This is a genomic window from Streptomyces sp. NPDC042201 (assembly GCF_055582185.1).
Window position 1 is genome coordinate 196,073 of the sequence record NZ_JBVJDS010000009.1, and the last position, 18,872, is coordinate 214,944.

Here is an 18,872-nt window from a genome sequence, read left to right on the forward strand (position 1 = left end):
GTATGACGTCGGACGTTATACGTAAAACCCCAACCCGCTCGGGCCGGGGGAAGAGCTGACCAAGATGGGGGGCGGGACATGGCCGCCGGGTACGCGGACATTCTCAAGGCACCGCACGCCGCACGGCTGCTCGCCGGCACGCTCGTGGGCCGGCTGCCGAGCGCCACCGGCCATATCGCGATCGTCCTGTTCACCCGCGCCGAGGGCGGCAGCTACACGCTCGCCGGCGCGCTGGCGGCGGTCTACGGCATCGCCACGGCCGTCGGCCAGCCGCTGCTCGGCCGGGCCGTGGACCTGTTCGGACAGCCCCGGGTGCAGCTCCCCGCCGCCCTTGTCTCCGCCCTCGGCATGGTGGTCTTCGCGGCCGTCGGAACGGGCTTCCTGCTCCCCGCCTACGGCGCCGTGGCGGTCGCGGGCCTCTTCACCCCGCCGCTGGAAGGCGGACTGCGGGCGCTGTGGCCGAGCGTCCTGGGCGGTGAGGACCGGGTGCACCGGGCGTACGCCATGGACGCCGTGGCCCAGGAAGTCATGTTCACGGTCGGCCCGCTGTTCGTCACCCTGCTGGTCTCGCTCTGGTCGCCGGCCGCCGCGCTCCTCGTCATCAACGCGATCGGTGTGCTCGGCGCGCTCTCCGTCGTCCTGTCCGGGCCTTCCCGCGCCTGGCGCTCCGCACCCCGCGAGGCGCACTGGCTCGGCGCCCTGCGCTCACCCGGGCTGCTCGCCCTGCTGGGCGCGTTCCTGTTCATCGGTATGGCCCTCGGCTCGATCACCGTCGCGGGGGTCGCCTACGCGGACGACCACGGCGGCGAGTCCGTGTACGGCTGGCTGATGGCGGCCCTCGGCCTCGGCGCGCTGATCGGCGGCGTGGTCTACGGGGCCAGACAGTGGGCCGGCGCCCCCGAGCGCAGGCTCCGGGGCATCGTCGCCCTGCTGGCTCTCTGTTACCTGCCGCTGACGCTCACTCCGGGTGTGGTCGCGATGACCGCGCTCTGCGCCGTCGCCGGAATCTTCCTGGCGCCCGCCATCGCCTGCGCCTTCATCGTCGTCGACCGGCACGCCCCCCGAGGCACCGTCACCGAGGCGTTCTCCTGGCTCGTCACCACCTTCGGCGTCGGCGCCGCGCTGGGAACGGCCGTGGCGGGCCCGGCCGTCGAGATCGGCTCCACCGCCGCGAGCTTCGGCGTCGCGGGGGCAGGCGGGATCGCCGCGCTGCTGGTGCTGGTGGTCACTCAGCGGGTCCTCGCAGCTCCCGGCGCTCCTCCGGATGCCACCATCCGGACGGAAAATGATCCAAGCGCTACGGCCGAACCCGGTTTCAGCTCTGGTCATCAGGCGTAATGTTCAGACATGGACCGCCGCATTTTCGGGCTGGAGAACGAGTACGGCGTCACGTGCACGTTCAGGGGACAGCGCCGACTGTCACCTGACGAAGTGGCGCGCTACCTCTTCCGCCGTGTTGTCTCATGGGGCCGCAGCAGCAATGTCTTCCTGCGGAACGGCGCCCGTCTCTACCTCGACGTGGGTTCGCATCCGGAATACGCAACTCCCGAATGCGACAACGTGACCGAACTGGTCACGCACGACAAGGCGGGCGAGCGCATTCTCGAAGGCCTGCTCGTCGACGCCGAACGCCGCCTGCACGAGGAGGGAATCGCGGGCGACGTCTATCTCTTCAAGAACAACACCGACTCGGCGGGAAACTCCTACGGCTGCCACGAGAACTATCTCGTCGCCCGCCATGGAGAGTTCTCCCGGCTCGCGGACATCCTCATCCCCTTCCTCGTCACCCGGCAGCTGCTCTGTGGCGCCGGCAAGGTGCTGCAGACCCCGCGAGGCGCGGTCTACTGCGTCAGCCAGCGCGCCGAGCACATCTGGGAAGGCGTCAGCTCCGCCACCACCCGATCCCGTCCGATCATCAACACTCGTGACGAGCCGCACGCCGACGCGGAGCGATACCGCCGCCTCCATGTCATCGTCGGCGACTCGAACATGTCCGAGACGACCATGCTGCTCAAGGTCGGTGCCACCGACCTCGTCCTGCGCATGATCGAAGCGGGCACGGTGATGCGCGATCTCACCCTGGAGAACCCCATCCGGGCGATCCGCGAGGTCAGCCACGACCTCACCGGCCAGCGCAAGGTGCGCCTGGCGAGCGGCCGTGAGGCCTCCGCCCTGGAGGTCCAGCGGGAGTACTACGAGAAGGCCGTGGACTTCGTGGAGCGCCGGGGCATCCGCACCGGCGTCGTCGATCAGGTCCTGGAGCTCTGGGGCCGCACGCTCGACGCGATCGACGCGGAGGACCTCGACCGGATCGGCACCGAGATCGACTGGGTCATGAAGTACAAGCTGATCGAGCGGTACCGGGCCAAGCACAATATGACCATGTCGCATCCGCGGGTCGCCCAGATAGACCTCGCCTACCACGACATCCACCGCCGTCGCGGCCTCTACTACCTGCTGGAGAAGCGGGGCCAGGCCGCCCGGATCTGCAACGACCTGAAGATCTTCGAGGGCAAATCCGTGCCTCCGCAGACCACCAGGGCGCGGCTGCGCGGCGATTTCATCCGCCGGGCCCAGGAGCAGCGCAGGGACTTCACCGTCGACTGGGTGCATCTCAAGCTCAATGACCAGGCACAGCGCACCGTGCTTTGCAAGGACCCGTTCCGTTCCGTCGACGACCGGGTGGAAAAGCTGATCGCCGGTATGTGACCACGCACTGACTGAACGCCACCTGGGCCCTGTACGTATCTCGTACGGGGCCCTTGGCACGCCCTAGAGTGTCGGGCAACTACTGTGCCGTCTGAGATCTGAGGAACACGTGCGCCGACTTGCCGGCCTGATCGTCGTCCCCTTGCTGCTGCTGTCGACAGCGGCGTGCGGCAACGACGGAGGCTCCGACTCAACCCCGTCCAAGAACGGACTTCCCGCGATCAGCGCGGGCGCCAAGTTCGGTCAGAAGCCGACCCTTGAAAAGGGCAAGGGCACCCCGCCCAAGGAGCTGAAGGTCGACGTCCTCAGCGAGGGTGACGGCGCGACAGTCAAAAAGGGCGACGCGATCCAGGTCAACTACCTGGGGCAGAGCTGGGATTCGGACAAGCCGTTCGACAACAGTTTTGACCGGAAGCAGCCCTTCGATCTGACCCTCGGTGCCGGCATGGTCATCCAGGGCTGGGACAAGGGCCTCGAAGGCCAGAAGGTCGGCAGCCGCGTCGAGCTGGGCATCCCGCCGGAGCTCGGATACGGCGCCCAGGGCCAGGGCGACATCAAGCCCAACTCCACGCTGGTCTTCGTCGTCGACATCCTGAAGGCGACCCAGGTCCCCACCACGGCCAAGGGCACCAAGGTCGCGCAGGACAACATCTCCCTGCCCAAGGTCGGGACCAACGAGGACGGCAAGGAACCGAAGGTCACGATTCCTAAGACCGACCCGCCCAAGAAGCTGGTCTCCTCCTATGTGCTGGAGAGCGACGGCGAGGTCATCAAGGACTCGGACACGGTCGTGCTGAACTACGCCGCGTACCTCTGGAAGGGCCAGAAGCAGTTCGACAGCACGTACAAGACCGGCAAGACCCAGACCTTCCCGCTGCCGCAGCTCACGCTGAAGGGCCTCAAGACAGGCATCGTCGGCAAGAAGGTGGGCAGCCGGATCCTGATCGTGATCCCGCCGGACCAGGCATTCGGCGCCCAGGAGCAGCAGGGCATCCCCAAGAACTCCACCCTGGTGTTCGCCGTGGACGTCCTGGCGAAGGTGTAAGACTGTCCCGGTTGCCCCGTTCATCATTTAGAGGAGCAGTTCAGTGAGCATCGAGAAGCCCGAGATCGATTTCCCGGGTGGCGAGCCGCCGGCCGACCTGGAGATCAAGGAAATCTGGGAAGGTGACGGCGAGGTGGCCAAGGCGGGCGACACCGTCAAGGTCCACTACGTGGGTGTGGCCTTCTCCACCGGCGAGGAGTTCGACGCCTCCTGGAACCGTGGCACCCCGCTTCAGTTCCAGCTCGGTGTCGGCCAGGTCATCTCCGGCTGGGACCAGGGCGTTCAGGGCATGAAGGTCGGCGGCCGCCGTCAGCTGACCATCCCCTCGCACCTCGCGTACGGCGAGCGCGGCGCCGGTGGCGGCGCCATCGCGCCGGGCGAGACGCTGATCTTCGTCTGCGATCTGGTCGCTGTCTGATCACATCAGGACACCCCGAGGGCCCATGCTGTCCGGCGTGGGCCCTCGGCTTTGGCCGCGACACCCCGGGGCGGTACGGTCAACGAGCGGACCCGGCACGATCAAAGGGGTAGGGCGTCGATGGCGATTGCCAAGGCCGAGCGATTGATGAATCTGGCGCTGTGCCTGCTCGGTACCCGGCGTCCGCTCAGCAAGCGTGAGCTGCGCGGCTCCATCGAGGCGTATCTGGAAGCGGGCTCCGACGACTCGTTCAACCGGATGTTCGAGCGGGACAAGGACGATCTGCGCGAACTCGGCCTGGTCATCGAGACGGTGGAGAACCTCGACGGCGAGACCGGCTATCTCGCCCGCCGCGACAGCAACCGGCTGCCCGCCATCACGCTCGACGCCGAGGAGGCCGCCGCTCTCGGCCTCGCCGCCAAGGTCTGGCAGCAGGCCCGGCTGGCCGGCGCGGCGAGCGGCGCCCTGCAGAAGCTGCGCGCCGCCGGGATGCCGGAGGCGGAGGACAGCTACGAAGCCCACCACAGCGCCCTCGAACCCCGCATCCCCGTCCATGAGGCCGCCTTCGAACCGCTGATGCTCGCCTGCCGCGACCGGCGCCCCGTCATCTTCGACTACCGCAAGGCCAACGCGGCCCGCCCCGAGCAGCGCCAGGTCGAGCCCTGGACACTGGAGTGCTGGCGCGGCCACTGGTATCTGGCCGGCTGGGACCGCGACCGCGGGGCCGAGCGGGTCTTCCGGCTCTCCCGGATCACCGGCAGGGTCCGCTCCCGCGCCGGGGCCTTCAGCGCCCCCGTGCCCGATGTGGTCACGGTGCGGGAGACCGTGGAGAGCTGGGCGGGGGAGACCGCGACCCGCTCCGCGCTGATCAAACTGCGCTCGGGGAGCGGCTATCCGCTGCGCTCCAGGGCGCTGTCGTCGAGGGAGCTGGGCGACGGCTGGGACGAGCTGGAGATCCCGTACGGGCACGGCCTCGACGCCTGGCTGGTGGAGTTCGGCCCGGACGTGGTCGTACTGGAGCCCGCGGATCTGCGGGCCGATGTCCTGGAGCGGCTGCGCGCCGTGGCCAAGGGCTGAGGGGGACTCGTACAACCATGGCAGCCAACGCCATCGACCAGACCCGGCGGATGCTCTCCCTGGTGACCTATCTGCGGGAGCGCCCCGGCGCGCACGTCAGCGATGTCGCCCGGGCCTTCGGCATCACCGAGGACGAGCTGATCTCCGACCTCGATGTCCTTCCCATGTGCGGGACCAGCTTCCGCGGCGGCGATCTGCTCGACATCGACACCGACGGCGACCGCATCTGGTGGCACAACGCGGACGATGTCGCCGAGCCGCTGCGGCTCGCCGCCGACGAGGCGACGGCGCTGCTCGTCGCGGCCCGCGCGGTCGCCACCCTGCCGGGGCTGCGCGAGGGCGACCGGCAGGCGCTGCTGCGCGCCACCGCCAAGCTGGAGACCGCGGCCGGGGAGGCCGCGGGGGCCAGCTCCCGGCTGTCGGTGACCTTCGAGTCCGAGGGCGGGGTCTTCGCCGAGGTCGACCGGGCCATCTCCGAGCGTCGCAGGCTGTGGCTGCGCTACTACTCCCCGGCACGGGACGAGCTGACCGAGCGCGAGGTCGACCCGATCCGGCTGTTCGCCGTGGGCCACACCTATATGGAGGCCTGGTGCCGGCTCTCCGAGGCGCGGCGTACGTTCCGGCTCGACCGGGTGGCCGAGGTCAGGCTGCTGGACGCGCCGGCCGCGCCGCCGGAGCTGGAGCTGCGGGATCTGTCGGAGGGGCTGGTGCAGCCGTCCGCGGAGGATCCCGAGGTGGTGGTCGAGGTCGGGCCCGGCGGCCGGTGGGTGGCGGAGTACTACCCGCACGACAGCGCGGACGAACTTCCCGACGGCGGGCTGCGCATTACGCTGCGCACGCCGGCGCCCGCGTCGCTCAGACGGCTCGCGCTGAGACTCGGCGGGGACGGGCGGATCGTCTCCCCCCGGGATCTGGCCGACAGCGCGCGGCTGGCGGCGAGTGAGGCCCTCGCGGCCTACGACGGCTGAGCGGGGAGCGGCCGGCGACGAACGGCCGGCACGGCACAGAAGATGACCAGCAGAGGACAAGGAGAACCAAGGAATATGTCGACGATGTCTGGGCTGTCTGGATTCTCGACCGTGGTCCCGGTCCTCTTCAAGGCGGCCTGTCCGGAGTGCCGTGCCCGCTTCGAGCTGTCCGCGGGCGCGCTGCGGCTGGCGATCGGGGCCAGCCGGCGCACCACCTTCTACTCCTTCACCTGTCCTGAGTGCGAGGCCATGGTGCGCAAGCCGGCCGGTGAGCGCATCGTCGAACTCCTCACGGGCGGCGGGGTGCGGACGCTGCGCCTCCACTCCACTCTCTAGACCACTCCCCTCTCTAGAACGGTCGAGGCGCTGCCCATGTTCTGGCCCATGCTCGCCATCGCCCTGGGTTTCTGCGGTATCGCGGTGCTCGGTGTCCTGGCGATCCGTGTCTTTCTCGAAGCCCAGCGGCTCGGGCGCCAGGTCGCCGCCACCACGGAGACGATCAACCGGGCCGCCGAGGATCTGGAGCGGGCGGCCACCCGACTGGCCGCGACGGGCGACGCGCTCCGGTAGCCGCGCACCGCGGCGAATGCGGCCGCCGACGCACCCTCCTGCTTCAACCGCCCGGACGGTACGCTGATGATCGCGGCCCCGACACAGAGGCGCGGGCCGCCGTCGGGAGTATGCGCAGGCATTGCCCCTCGTTTACTCCAGCGGGTTACGATCGCTGCCAGCACCACGGCCGGACACCGGTTCGGTTGTACGGGCAGCCCCGACGCCAGCCGCCTCAGTGAGAAGGAAGTCGTACATGATCGGCAATCTGAAGCCCCTCGAGATCGTTCTGATCATCGCTGTCGTCCTGTTGCTGTTCGGTGCCAAGAAGCTTCCCGACATGGCGCGTTCGCTCGGCAAGTCGGCCCGCATCCTCAAGAGCGAGGCCAAGGCCATGAAGAAGGACGACGAGCCGACGGCGCCCGCGGCCGACCCGGTCGCCGACGCCACCGCCCCGCAGCAGGCCGCTCCGCGGACGATCCAGGCCGCGCCCGGCGATGTCACCAGCTCCCGTCCGGTCAGCGAGCCGAACCGCACCACCCAGAGCTGACGCTCTCCACCGACGGTCGCTGTAACGAGACGAGGGACGTGGGTTGCTCAAGTCTGCCCGCAAGCAGGAGAAAGACGTCGAGGGGCGCATGCCCCTCGCGGAGCACCTGCGAGAGTTGCGAAACCGCCTGCTGAAATCGGTCCTGGCGATCATGGTCATCACGATCATCGCCGCGTTCTACTACAAGGATCTGATCGACTTCATGCTGAAGCCGATCCTCGACTCGGTGGGCTGTGTCGACGGCGCCGTGAAGCAGAAGAACGGCGCACCGTGCGCGGACATGACCGTGAACGGTCTGATCGCGCCCTTCTCCATCGCGCTGAAGGTCTCCCTCGTATCGGGTGTGGTGCTCTCCACGCCGGTCTGGCTGTACCAGCTCTGGGGTTTCCTGGCGCCGGGCCTGCACAGCCACGAGAAGAAGTACGCGCTGTCGTTCGTGGCCGTCGGTGTACCGCTCTTCCTCGGCGGTGCCGTCCTCGCGTACAAGATCCTTCCCCAGACGGCCACGATCCTGCTCGACTTCACTCCGGAGAACGCCCGCAACCTGCTACCGGTCGACGAATATCTCGACCTCGTGGTGCGCATGGTGATCGTCTTCGGTATGGCCTTCGAGCTGCCGCTGCTGCTCGTCCTGCTCAACTTCACTGGAGTGCTGTCGGCGAAGCGCCTCGGCTCCTGGTGGCGCATCATGGTGCTGGGCATCACGCTCTTCTCCGCGTTCGCCACCCCGACCGGCGATCCGCTCACCATGCTGTCGCTGGCGGCCCCCATCGTCGTCCTCTACTTCCTGGCGCTGGGTGTCTGTCTGCTGAACGACCGGCGGCGCAGGCGCAATAACCCGGACGCGGAGCTCGACGACGACGAGGCCTCGGAGCTGGATCTGACCCCCGAGGGCGTCGGGGCGATCGAGCCCGTCTCCTCGTCGGGCTCTCGTCCCGAGCAGTCGGACGGCAGCCGCGCGAACCGGCTGAACGGTTACGACGACATCACCTGACCTTGTAGGGTCCGCCGGGTGACCAGCGAGATCACCCTCTTCGTCAATCCCACCGCGGGGCGCGGCCGGGGCGCGCACGCCGCGCAGCCGGCCGCCGCCGCCCTGCGGGACGCGGGATTCTCCGTCCGTACGGTCCTCGGCTCCGACGCGGCCGACGCGCTGCGCCGGGCCCGCGAGGCGGTCGACGGCGGCACCGGCGCGCTGATAGCCGTGGGCGGGGACGGCATGATCTCCCTCGCCCTGCAGGCGGTCGCCGGCACCCCGACCCCGCTGGGCGTCATAGCCGCCGGGACCGGCAACGACTTCGCCCGCGCGCTCGGCCTGCCCGTCCGCGACCCGGCCGCCGCCGGACGGCTCGCCGCCCGGGCGCTCAAGGGTGACGGCATCCGCCCGGTGGACCTGGGCCGGGTCGGCGGGACCTGGTTCGGCACCGTCCTGGCCTCCGGATTCGACTCGCGCGTCAATGACCGGGGCAACCGGATGCGCTGGCCCTCCGGGCGTTTCAAGTACGACCTGGCGATGGTGGCGGAACTGGCCGCCTTCAAGCCCGTCCCGTACCGGATGACCCTCGACGACGGCACCGAGCGGGAGATCGAGGCGACCCTCGTCGCGGTCGGCAACGGATCCTCGTACGGCGGCGGGATGCGGATCTGCGCGGGCGCCGCGCTGGACGACGGGCTCTTCGATGTGACCGTCGTGGGGGAGTGTTCCCGTACGGAGCTGCTGAAGGTCTTCCCGAAGGTCTACCGGGGAACGCATCTGAGCCATCCGGCGGTGACGGTCCATCGCGCGTCCAGGATCACCCTGGCCGCGCCGGGCCTCACCGGCTACGCCGACGGCGAGCCGCTGGGCCCGCTGCCGCTCACCGCCGTGTGCGTACCGGCCGCCGTGCGGGTGCTCCGTACCGCGGATTAAAGATCGGGCTGACTGTCAGAGGTGACGGGTAGGCTCGACTGCAAGATGACAGAGGACCTCTCCCCAGCCGAGCGATACGCCGCTGCCCGGATCCGCGCCGCCGAGCAGGCCACCGCCCTCGCCCCCTTCCGCGAGATGTACGACTTCGGCCTGGACCCCTTCCAGATCGAGGCCTGCCAGGCCCTGGAAGCCGGAAAGGGCGTGCTGGTCGCGGCGCCCACCGGCTCCGGCAAGACGATCGTCGGCGAATTCGCCGTGCACCTGGCCCTGGCCGAGGGCCGCAAGTGCTTCTACACCACGCCCATCAAGGCGCTGTCCAACCAGAAGTACGCCGACCTGGCCAAGCGCTACGGCGCCGACAAGGTCGGCCTGCTCACCGGCGACAACAGCGTCAATTCCGACGCTCCGGTGGTGGTCATGACCACCGAAGTCCTGCGGAACATGCTCTACGCCGGCTCCCGGTCGCTGCTCGGGCTCGGCTATGTGGTGATGGACGAGGTGCACTACCTCTCCGACCGCTTCCGGGGCGCCGTCTGGGAAGAGGTGATCATCCATCTCCCCGAATCGGTCACGCTCGTCTCGCTCTCGGCGACCGTCTCCAACGCCGAGGAGTTCGGTGACTGGCTGGACACCGTCCGTGGCGACACCGAAGTGATCGTCTCCGAGCACCGGCCCGTGCCGCTCTGGCAGCATGTGATGGCCGGGCGCCGGATGTACGACCTCTTCGAGGAGGAGACCGACCACGGCGGCCGCGGCGTCGCCAAGCGGGAGGTCAACCCCGATCTCGTCCGGCTGGCCCGGATGGAGAACCAGCGCACGTACAACCCGCGCGAGCGCCGGCGCGGGAAGATGGTCCGCGAGGCGGACCGGGAGCGCGAGCGCCGGCAGCGCAGCCGGATCTGGACGCCCTCCCGGCCCGAGGTCATCGAGCGTCTCGACTCCGAGGGCCTGCTGCCCGCGATCACCTTCATCTTCAGCCGGGCCGCCTGCGAGGCGGCCGTCCAGCAGTGCATGTACGCGGGACTGCGGCTCAACGACGACGACGCGCGCCGGCGGGTCCGCGAGATCGTCGAGGAGCGTACGGCCTCCATCCCCGGCGAGGACCTCCATGTCCTCGGCTACTACGAATGGCTGGAAGGCCTGGAGCGGGGCATCGCCGCGCACCACGCCGGGATGCTGCCGACCTTCAAGGAGGTCGTCGAGGAGCTGTTCGTCCGCGGTCTGGTCAAGGCGGTCTTCGCCACGGAGACCCTGGCGCTCGGCATCAACATGCCCGCCAGGTCCGTGGTGCTGGAGAAGCTCGTCAAGTGGAACGGCGAGCAGCACGCCGACATCACACCCGGTGAGTACACCCAGCTGACCGGCCGGGCGGGACGCCGGGGCATCGATGTCGAGGGCCACGCGGTGGTGCTCTGGCAGCGCGGCATGGACCCGGGCGCCCTCGCCGGGCTCGCCGGAACCCGGACGTATCCGCTGCGCTCCAGCTTCCGGCCGTCGTACAACATGGCCGTCAATCTCGTGCAGCAGTTCGGCCGGCACCGCTCGCGCGAGCTGCTGGAGACCTCCTTCGCCCAGTTCCAGGCCGACAAGTCGGTCGTCGGGATCTCCCGGCAGGTGCAGAAGAACGAAGAGGGGCTCGACGGCTACCGCGAGGGCATGACCTGCCATCTGGGGGACTTCGAGGAGTACGCGCGACTGCGCCGCGACCTCAAGGACCGCGAGACCGACCTGGCCAAACAGGGGGTGACGCAGCGCAGGGTCGCCGCCGCCTCCTCGCTGGAGAAGCTCAAGCCGGGCGATGTCATCCATGTGCCGACCGGGAAGTTCGCCGGTCTCGCGCTGGTCCTCGACCCGGGCCTGCCGGCCGGACGGGCCAACGGACACCGCGGCTTCGAGTATCAGGACGGGCCGCGCCCGCTCGTGCTGACCGCCGAGCGGCAGGTCAAGCGGCTGGCCTCGATGGACTTCCCGGTGCCGGTCGAGGCGCTGGAGCGGATGCGGATCCCCAAGTCCTTCAACGCGCGCTCGCCGCAGTCGCGCCGCGATCTGGCCTCCGCCCTGCGCACGAAGGCCGGCCACATCGTGCCCGAGCGGCATCGCAAGGAGCGCGCGCCCGCCGCCGACGACCGGGAGATCGCCCGGCTGCGGGCGGATCTGCGGGCCCACCCCTGCCACGGCTGCGACGAGCGCGAGGACCACGCCCGCTGGGCCGAGCGCTACCACCGGCTGCAGCGGGACACCCGTCAGCTGGAGCGGCGGATCGAGGGCCGGACGAACACCATCGCCCGTACCTTCGACCGGATCGTCGCGCTCCTCACCGAGCTGGACTATCTGCGCGGCGACGAGGTCACCGAGCACGGCAGGCGGCTGGCCCGTCTCTACGGCGAGCTGGATCTGCTCGCCAGCGAGTGCCTGCGCGACGGGGTGTGGGAAGGGCTCTCCCCGGCCGAGCTGGCCGCCTGTGTCTCGGCCCTGGTGTACGAGGCCCGGCAGTCCGACGACGCGGTGGCGCCCAAGGTCCCCTCGGGCACGGCGAAGGCCGCGCTGGGCGAGATGGTCCGTATCTGGGGCCGGCTCGACGCCCTGGAGGAGGACCTGAAGATCAGTCAGACGGAGGGGGTCGGCCAGCGCGAGCCCGATCTCGGCTTCGCCTGGGCGGTCTACATGTGGGCCTCGGGCAAGGGGCTCGACGAGGTGCTGCGCGAGGCGGAGATGCCGGCGGGTGACTTCGTACGCTGGTGCAAGCAGGTCATCGATGTCCTCGGCCAGATCGCCGCGGCCGCGCCCCGCGAGGGCAGCACGGTCGCGAAGAACGCCCGCAAGGCGGTCGAGGCGGTGCTGCGCGGAGTGGTGGCGTACAGCTCGGTCGGCTGACGACGCGACGATCGGCCCCCGCCGGATGCTCCGGCGGGGGCCGATCGCTGTCATGACCCGGGGTTACATCTTCGGCATCAGGACGGAGTCGATGATGTAGACCGTGGCGTTGGCGGTGGGGACGTTGCCGCAGACGACCTTCGCGGAGTCGTTGACCATGAACGCCTCGCCCGAGCCCTTCGTGGCCAGCGTGCTCTTCTCCAGGGTGGGGAAGGTGCCGCTCTCCAGCTGCGCGGGGGCCAGCTTCTCACCGACCACGTGGTAGGTGAGGATCTTGGTCAGCATGGCCTTGTCGTTGAGGACCTTGTCCAGGTCGGCCTTCGGGATCTTGGCGAAGGCGTCGTTGGTCGGCGCGAAGACCGTGATGTTCTGGGCGTTGTTGAGGGTGTCGACCAGACCGGCCTTCTTCACCGCGGTGACCAGGGTGGAAAGGTCGGGGTTGTTGGACGCGGCGGTCGCGACCGGGTCCTTGGACATGCCGTCGAAGCTGCCGGCGCCGTTCTTCGGCACCGACGCACACGCTGAGCCGAACGGCTGGTCCGACGAGCCGGCCGCGTCGTCCGCCATGCTCTCGGACTCCTGCGGCGCGACCGAGGACGCCGAGTCCTTGGTGTCCTTGCCGTCGTCACTGGAGCAGGCGCTGAGGGCCAGCGGCAGGACGGCGGCACCGACGACGGCGACAGCGGCACGGTGGAAACGGGTGGCGTTCATGCGGAATCTCCTTGAAGGGTCATGCACGGAAAGTCGTGCACAGGGGGGTGCTGATGGCTGGTGTGGCGCTCGCTCATGAGGTGAGGCGGCGGCGGTGGCTGATGGCCGGTCAGGTCACGGCGACCACCACCGAGTGCCGGCCGGTGGCGCCGTTGGGCACGGTCCCGACGCGCTGGTCCGTCTGCGTGGAGCCGTCCCGGTCGGTGGCCCGGACCTCGAGCGTGTGGCTGCCGCTGGTGGCCGGCCACTCCCACATCCACTGGCGCCAGGTGTCGTGGGTGTCCTCGGCCGCCAGCCGGGCCGTCTGCCAGGCGCCGCCGTCGACCCGTACCTCGACCCTGGCGATACCGCGGTGCTGGGCCCAGGCGACGCCGGCGACCTGAACCGCGCCCGCCCTGGGGCTCGCGAACGGGCGCGGGGTGTCGATCCGCGACTGAGTCTTGATGGGAGCGCGCGGGGACCAGGACCGCTTCACCCAGTACGCGTCGTAGTCGGCGAACGTGGTGAGTTCGAGGTCCTGGAGCCACTTGCAGGCCGAGACATAGCCGTACAGTCCCGGCACCAGCATCCGGACCGGGAAGCCGTGGTCGAACGGGAGCGGCTCGCCGTTCATGCCCAGCGCCAGCAGGGCGTCGCGGCCGTCCATGACCGTCTCGACCGGTGAGCCGATGGTCATACCGTCCACCGAGCGGGCCACGATCTGGTCGGCGGGCCCGCCCTTCGAGGGGGGCCTCACCCCGGCCTCGCGCAGCAGATCCGCCAGCCGTACACCGATCCAGCGGGCGTTGCCCACATACGGGCCGCCGACCTCGTTGGACACGCACGTCAGGGTGATGTCCCGCTCGATCAGCTCCCGTTGGAGCAGATCGTCGAAGCTCACCGTCAGCGGCCGGGAGACGCCCTTGCCATGGATCTTCAGCCGCCAGCTCGTGGCGTCGATCCGCGGCACCACCAGCGCGGTGTCCACCCGGTAGAAGTCCTTGTTGGGCGTCGTGAACGGGCCGAGACCGCGGATCCGCAGGTCCGCCCCGGCCGGCACCGGACGGGCCGGTGAGGCCGGCGCCGGCAGGACGATGTCCTCGCGGGTGGCGGCGATCTCGGCCGCCCCTGACGCGTTGAGCCGGCGCCCCAGGACCCCCGCTCCCGCCGATGCCGCCACCGCGGCCGTCGCGGCGATCACGAAGCCGCGCCGGTCGAAGCTTCCGTCCGTCCCGCCAGCCGCGGGGGACGGACGGAAGGCGAGCCGGCCGGCCAGCAGATACAGCACACCGCAGGCCACCAGGGCGCCCACGGCCGAGGGCCAGGCGTCGGACGGGCTGCCGTCGGGTCGCCCGACCGCCGCCACCGCCCCGACCACGCCGAAGACCAGAACCGCCGCGGAACCGACCAGCCGGTGCCGGGCCGCGACCACTCCGACCGCCATGGCGAAGACCGCCAGGAGGGCCAGGATGCCGAGCTGCAGCACGAGCTTGTCGTTGGTCCCGAAGTTCCGTACGGCGAAGTCCTTCAGCCACGGAGGGGTCCGGTCGATGACCGCCCCGCCGACCGCGGTGACCGGACCGGCCTCGGGCCGCACCGCGGCCGCGACCAGTTCCGCCACGGCCAGCGCCGAGAGCCCCGTGATCAGCCCGCTCAGCGCGGCGAGCGGAGCCCGCACCGGGCGCGGCGTCCGGACGGGACGCCCGGCCTCCGGCGTTGAGACTTTCTGATCTTCACTCACACCGGCCATTCGGCACGGGAAGCGAGGCGGATTGGTCGTTCACCCGAAGGAATTAAAAGTCGCACCGCCGGAAGAAAGATCGCTCCGGACACCAATCCCCGGTCCCCGCCGCCTCGAATACCCACCGAGAGGCACAGCCCGGAGCAGGACGTGAGGGAGCGCGATGAGTGGCGGACGCCGGCGTACGGCCGTGGTGGGCGGGGGAGTCGCGGGGCTGACCGCCGCGTACGTACTGCGGCGCTCGCACGACGTGGCGCTGTACGAGGCGGAGGAACGGCTCGGCGGCCACGCGCACACCCACGACATAGCGTCGGCCGACGGCCGCGTGAACCGCGTCGACTCCGGATTCATCGTGCACAACGAGCGGACCTATCCGCGCCTGCTGAGGCTCTTCGAGGAACTGGGAGTCGCCACCCAGGAGTCGGAGATGAGCATGTCCGTGCGGTGCGAGGGCTGCGGACTCGAATACGCGGGAGCGCGCGGCGCGGCCGGTCTGTTCGCCCAGCCGCGCAACGCGCTGCGCCCCCGCTATCTGCGCATGCTCACCGAGGTTCCGGTCTTCCACCGGCGGGCCCGCGCGCTGCTGGCGTCCGACGACGGCCGGGAGCCTGAGCGGACCGTGGGGGAGTTCATCGCCGAGGGCCGCTTCTCGCCGTACTTCACCTCCCACTTCATGACCCCGCTCGTCTCGGCCGTCTGGTCCTGCGACGCGCGGACAGCGCTGCGCTACCCCGCCCGCTATCTGTTCCGCTTCCTGGCGCACCACGGCATGCTGGCGATCAGCGGCTCGCCCGTCTGGCGGACCGTCAGCGGCGGCTCGCGCTCCTACGTGGAGCAGATCGCCAAGCGCCTGGACGCCGTGCACACCTCCACCGCCGTAGGGGCCGTGCACCGGCACGCGGACGGTGTGGAGATCGTCGCCGCCGACGGCAGCGCCCAGCGGCACGACTCCGTGGTCATCGCGGTCCATCCCGACCAGGCGCTGCGGCTGCTGGCCGACGCCACCGAGGAGGAGCGGCGGGTGCTCGGCGCGTTCCGCTACTCCCGCAACCCCACCCAGCTGCACACCGACACGCGTCTGCTGCCGCGCAGCGCGGGCGCCCGCGCCTCCTGGAACTATCTGATGCCCTCCTGCGACGCGGGCGCCGAGGCCGTACGGGTCAGCTACGACATGAGCAGGCTCCAGCGGCTCGACGCCCCGGAGACCTATGTGGTCACCCTGAACGGCGCCGACCGCGTCGACGAGGAGCGGGTCCTCGCCCGCATGGTGTACGAACACCCCGTCTACACCCCGGAATCGGTCGCCGCCCAGGAGCGGCTGCCCGCGCTCAGCGGCCCGGTCACCGCCTACGCGGGGGCGTATCACGGCTGGGGGTTCCACGAGGACGGCTGCCGCTCGGGCGTCGAGGCGGCCGCGGCCCTGGGAGTGACGTGGTGAGCACCACCGTCCCGGCCGCGCGGAGCACCACCCCGTCCGTGACCACCGTCCCGGCCCTCTACACCTGCACGGTCAGCCATGTGCGGACCGCGCCCCGCCGCTACGCCCTGCGCCACCGCACCTATATGTGGCTGATCGACCCCGACCGGCCGCCACGGCTGCCCCGGCCGCTGCGCCCGCTCGCCCGCTTCGACGCCCGCGACCACTTCGGCGGCGCACAGCCGACGATCCGGGCGGGCCTGGAATCCTTCCTGGCCGCCCGGGGGATCGAGCTGGCCGGCGGGCGGGTGACGATGCTCGCCCACGCCCGGGTGTTCGGCCATGTGTTCAATCCGCTGACCCTCTACTGGTGCCACGGACCCGACGGCGAGCCGCTGTGTGTCGTCGCGGAGGTCCACAACACGTACGGCGAACGGCACTGCTATCTGCTGAAGCCCGACGGCGCCGGCCGGGCCACGGTGGACAAGGAGTTCTACGTCTCGCCGTTCTTCCCGGTCGACGGCGGCTACACCATGCGGCTGCCGGAACCGGACGAGCGGCTCAGCCTGACGGTCCATCTGGAGCGGCCCGGCGGCCGTTCGTTCACCGCGACCGTACGGGGCGAGCGGCGCCCCGCCACCACCCGGACCCTGGTGCGCACCGCTCTGCGCCACCCGTGGTCCACCGCCGTCGTCTCCGCCGCCATCCGGCTGCACGGCATCCGGCTCTGGCTGCGCGGACTTCCCGTGCGGCCCCGTCCCCGTCATCGCCCCCAGGAGGGTGTCAAGTGAGCGTGTCCGTATCCCCGGCGTCGCCCGGATCCCCGGGGTCCGCCCCGCCGCCCGCGTCCGAGGCACCGGCGCGGCCCGCCGTGGCCGACGAGCTGCGCTGGCCCGACGTGGCGCGACATCCACGCGCCTCCTGGCTCCGTACGGCCATAGCCGAGCGGGTCGTCCGGCACGCGCTCGGCAGGCTTCCGCTGCGGGTCAGGCTCGGCGGCGCCGAGACGCTCGGGCTCGGCGGACCGCTGCTGGAGGTACGGGAGCCGAAGGCGTTTTTCCGCCGGATCGGGGCCGGCGGGCTGATCGGCTTCGGCGAGTCCTACATGGCCGGTGAGTGGCAGGCCCCGGACCTGGTCGGCGTCCTGACCGTGCTGGCCGAGCGGGCCGCGCACCTGGTCCCCGCTCCGCTGCAGACCCTGCGCGCGGTATGGGCGCCGAAGCAGCCGGCCGCCCAGCGCAGCACCCCCGAGGGCTCGCGCGACAACATCAGCCGCCACTACGACCTCTCCAACGAGCTGTTCGCGCTGTTCCTCGACGAGACGCTGTCGTACTCCTCGGCCCTCTTCCGCGGCTTCCCCGCCGACCGGTCCCTGCTGGCCGCCGCCCAGCACCGCAAGATCGACCGGCTGCTCGACGAAGCACACGTCGGGCCAGGCACCCGGCTGCTGGAGATCGGCACCGGCTGGGGCGAACTGGCCATCCGCGCGGCGGCGCGCGGCGCGCGGGTGCTCACCGTGACGCTCTCCCAGGAGCAGCGGGAGCTGGCGCGCGAACGTGTCCGCGCGGCGGGAGCCGAGGACCGCGTCACCGTCGAACTGCGCGACTACCGCCGGGTGGAGGGCACCTTCGACGCCATCGTCAGCGTCGAGATGATCGAGGCCGTCGGCGCGGAGTTCTGGCCGGAGTACTTCCTGACGCTGGACCGGCTCCTCGTGCCCGGCGGCCGGATCGCCCTCCAGGCGATCACCATGCCGCACGACCGCATGCTCGCCTCCAAGGACACCTTCACCTGGATCCAGAAGTACGTCTTCCCCGGCGGGCTGCTGCCGTCGGCCGAGGCGATCGAGCGGATCATCGCCGAGCGCACCACCCTGCGGATGGCCGGCCGTGACGGCTTCGGACCGCACTACGCCGAAACGCTCCGCCTGTGGCGCGAACGCTTCACCGAAGAGGCTCCGCGGGTCGACGCCCTCGGCTTCGACGAGACCTTCCGGCGCCTGTGGACCTTCTATCTCGCCTACTCCGAGGCGGGTTTCCGCTCCGGCTATCTGGATGTGCAGCAGATGCTGCTGACCAAGGAGGAGACCTCCCGATGACGGGCCCTCAGACGCTGAGCGGCTACCCGTGGGCGGCGTTCGGGCAGGGGGTCGGCCCCGCCACGGCCGCCGCCCTCGCCGTCATGCTCATCACCTTCGCCGTCGCCGTCGTCAGGGGGCTGCACCGGATCGTCGACATCGCCTGGGGCCTCGGGTTCACGGCGGTCGCGCTCGTCTCGTACGGCGCCTCGGCGGGACAGGGGGATGACGGACGGCGGCTCCTGGTCACCGTGCTGACAGCGGTGTGGGGGCTGCGACTGGCGGGCCATATCGCCGCGCGGGGGCGCGGGCACGGCGAGGATCCGCGGTACGAGGCGATGCTCGCCAAGGCGCCGGGCCACCGGAATCTCTACGCCCTGCGCATGGTCTATCTCCTTCAGGGCCTGCTGGTGCTGCTGGTCTCGCTGCCCGTACAGGCGGCGCAGTACATCCCCGGAAGGACCGGCCCCGTCGCGTACGCCGGCTGCGCGCTCTGGCTGACCGGGCTGTTCTTCGAGGCGGTGGGGGATTGGCAGCTCGCCCGCTTCAGGGCGGATCCCGCGAACAAGGGCCGCCTCATGGACCGCGGGCTGTGGAGCTGGACCCGGCACCCCAACTACTTCGGTGACTTCTGTATCTGGTGGGGGCTGTTCCTCATCGTCTGCGACGCCCCGGCGGTGGCCGCGGCGACCGTGGTGAGCCCGCTGGTGATGAGTTACCTGCTGATCAACGGCAGCGGGAAGCGCCTGCTGGAACGGCATATGGCGGACCGCCCCGGCTTCGCCGAGTACACCGCCCGCACCAGCGGCTTCTTCCCGCGCCCGCCACGCGAAAGCTAGGTCCTGTCC

At 70.4% G+C, this 18,872-nt stretch carries 18 protein-coding genes; 16 read left to right on the forward strand and 2 right to left on the reverse strand.

Annotated elements, in window-relative coordinates; all coding sequences use genetic code 11:
- The first annotated feature begins 78 nt into the window (after positions 1–78).
- The 12 genes from ACZ6MZ_RS22905 to ACZ6MZ_RS22960 all read left to right on the forward strand — a co-directional run bounded on the left by ACZ6MZ_RS22905 (position 79) and on the right by ACZ6MZ_RS22960 (position 12,099).
- Positions 79–1,338, forward strand: a complete 1,260-nt coding sequence (locus tag ACZ6MZ_RS22905) for an MFS transporter (RefSeq protein ID WP_389783418.1) — start codon at positions 79–81, stop codon at positions 1,336–1,338.
- A 9-nt stretch (positions 1,339–1,347) separates the two neighbouring features.
- Positions 1,348–2,709 (forward strand): Pup--protein ligase, encoded by a 1,362-nt coding sequence (gene pafA / locus ACZ6MZ_RS22910; protein ID WP_384190554.1) that lies wholly within the window; start codon positions 1,348–1,350, stop codon positions 2,707–2,709.
- A 109-nt stretch (positions 2,710–2,818) separates the two neighbouring features.
- Positions 2,819–3,754 carry an FKBP-type peptidyl-prolyl cis-trans isomerase gene (locus tag ACZ6MZ_RS22915; RefSeq protein WP_469353921.1) on the forward strand — a complete coding sequence of 312 codons (936 nt, stop codon included), beginning with the start codon at positions 2,819–2,821 and terminating at the stop codon, positions 3,752–3,754.
- A 43-nt stretch (positions 3,755–3,797) separates the two neighbouring features.
- Positions 3,798–4,172 (forward strand): FKBP-type peptidyl-prolyl cis-trans isomerase, encoded by a 375-nt coding sequence (locus ACZ6MZ_RS22920; RefSeq protein ID WP_384190550.1) that lies wholly within the window; start codon positions 3,798–3,800, stop codon positions 4,170–4,172.
- Positions 4,173–4,292: 120 nt separating this feature from the next.
- Entirely contained in the window at positions 4,293–5,249 is a 957-nt protein-coding gene (locus ACZ6MZ_RS22925; RefSeq protein WP_384190547.1) for a helix-turn-helix transcriptional regulator, read from the forward strand.
- 17 nt (positions 5,250–5,266) lie between these two features.
- Entirely contained in the window at positions 5,267–6,217 is a 951-nt protein-coding gene (locus tag ACZ6MZ_RS22930) for a helix-turn-helix transcriptional regulator (RefSeq protein ID WP_384337256.1), read from the forward strand.
- 84 nt (positions 6,218–6,301) lie between these two features.
- A complete protein-coding gene (locus ACZ6MZ_RS22935; RefSeq protein WP_469353923.1) occupies positions 6,302–6,553 on the forward strand; it encodes a hypothetical protein in 252 nt (83 codons plus the stop codon).
- A 36-nt stretch (positions 6,554–6,589) separates the two neighbouring features.
- Positions 6,590–6,787, forward strand: coding sequence for a hypothetical protein (locus ACZ6MZ_RS22940; RefSeq protein WP_384190539.1), 198 nt, complete (start codon positions 6,590–6,592; stop codon positions 6,785–6,787).
- A 235-nt stretch (positions 6,788–7,022) separates the two neighbouring features.
- Entirely contained in the window at positions 7,023–7,316 is a 294-nt protein-coding gene (gene tatA / locus ACZ6MZ_RS22945) for a Sec-independent protein translocase subunit TatA (RefSeq protein ID WP_384190536.1), read from the forward strand.
- A 43-nt stretch (positions 7,317–7,359) separates the two neighbouring features.
- Positions 7,360–8,310 (forward strand): twin-arginine translocase subunit TatC, encoded by a 951-nt coding sequence (gene tatC, locus ACZ6MZ_RS22950; RefSeq protein ID WP_469353924.1) that lies wholly within the window; start codon positions 7,360–7,362, stop codon positions 8,308–8,310.
- An 18-nt stretch (positions 8,311–8,328) separates the two neighbouring features.
- Positions 8,329–9,225 (forward strand): diacylglycerol kinase, encoded by an 897-nt coding sequence (locus tag ACZ6MZ_RS22955; protein ID WP_469353926.1) that lies wholly within the window; start codon positions 8,329–8,331, stop codon positions 9,223–9,225.
- A gap of 45 nt (positions 9,226–9,270) precedes the next feature.
- Positions 9,271–12,099, forward strand: coding sequence for a DEAD/DEAH box helicase (locus ACZ6MZ_RS22960; protein WP_389783433.1), 2,829 nt, complete (start codon positions 9,271–9,273; stop codon positions 12,097–12,099).
- Between the two features lie 63 nt (positions 12,100–12,162).
- Here ACZ6MZ_RS22960 and ACZ6MZ_RS22965 read toward each other — a convergent pair whose 3' ends face one another.
- Both ACZ6MZ_RS22965 and ACZ6MZ_RS22970 read right to left on the reverse strand, forming a co-directional pair.
- Positions 12,163–12,810, reverse strand: coding sequence for a fasciclin domain-containing protein (locus ACZ6MZ_RS22965; protein ID WP_469353928.1), 648 nt, complete (start codon positions 12,808–12,810; stop codon positions 12,163–12,165).
- Positions 12,811–12,919: 109 nt separating this feature from the next.
- Positions 12,920–14,539, reverse strand: coding sequence for a molybdopterin-dependent oxidoreductase (locus ACZ6MZ_RS22970; RefSeq protein WP_469353930.1), 1,620 nt, complete (start codon positions 14,537–14,539; stop codon positions 12,920–12,922).
- 154 nt (positions 14,540–14,693) lie between these two features.
- Here ACZ6MZ_RS22970 and ACZ6MZ_RS22975 point away from each other — a divergent pair, with 154 nt between their 5' ends.
- From ACZ6MZ_RS22975 to ACZ6MZ_RS22990, 4 genes are read left to right on the forward strand one after another with little or no spacing between them, the layout of a single operon-like run.
- Positions 14,694–15,968 (forward strand): NAD(P)/FAD-dependent oxidoreductase, encoded by a 1,275-nt coding sequence (locus ACZ6MZ_RS22975; protein ID WP_469353932.1) that lies wholly within the window; start codon positions 14,694–14,696, stop codon positions 15,966–15,968.
- A 38-nt stretch (positions 15,969–16,006) separates the two neighbouring features.
- Complete coding sequence (locus ACZ6MZ_RS22980) at positions 16,007–16,738, forward strand: DUF1365 domain-containing protein (protein WP_469354085.1); 732 nt, start codon at positions 16,007–16,009, stop codon at positions 16,736–16,738.
- The gene (locus tag ACZ6MZ_RS22985; RefSeq protein WP_469353933.1) at positions 16,735–18,045 is read left to right on the forward strand and encodes a class I SAM-dependent methyltransferase; all 1,311 of its coding nucleotides are present in this window, start codon (positions 16,735–16,737) and stop codon (positions 18,043–18,045) included. Before ACZ6MZ_RS22980 ends, ACZ6MZ_RS22985 begins: the two co-directional genes overlap by 4 nt.
- Before the next feature lie 14 nt (positions 18,046–18,059).
- On the forward strand, positions 18,060–18,863 hold the full coding sequence (locus ACZ6MZ_RS22990) for a DUF1295 domain-containing protein (RefSeq protein ID WP_469354087.1): 804 nt from the start codon (positions 18,060–18,062) through the stop codon (positions 18,861–18,863).
- Positions 18,864–18,872 lie beyond the last annotated feature (9 nt).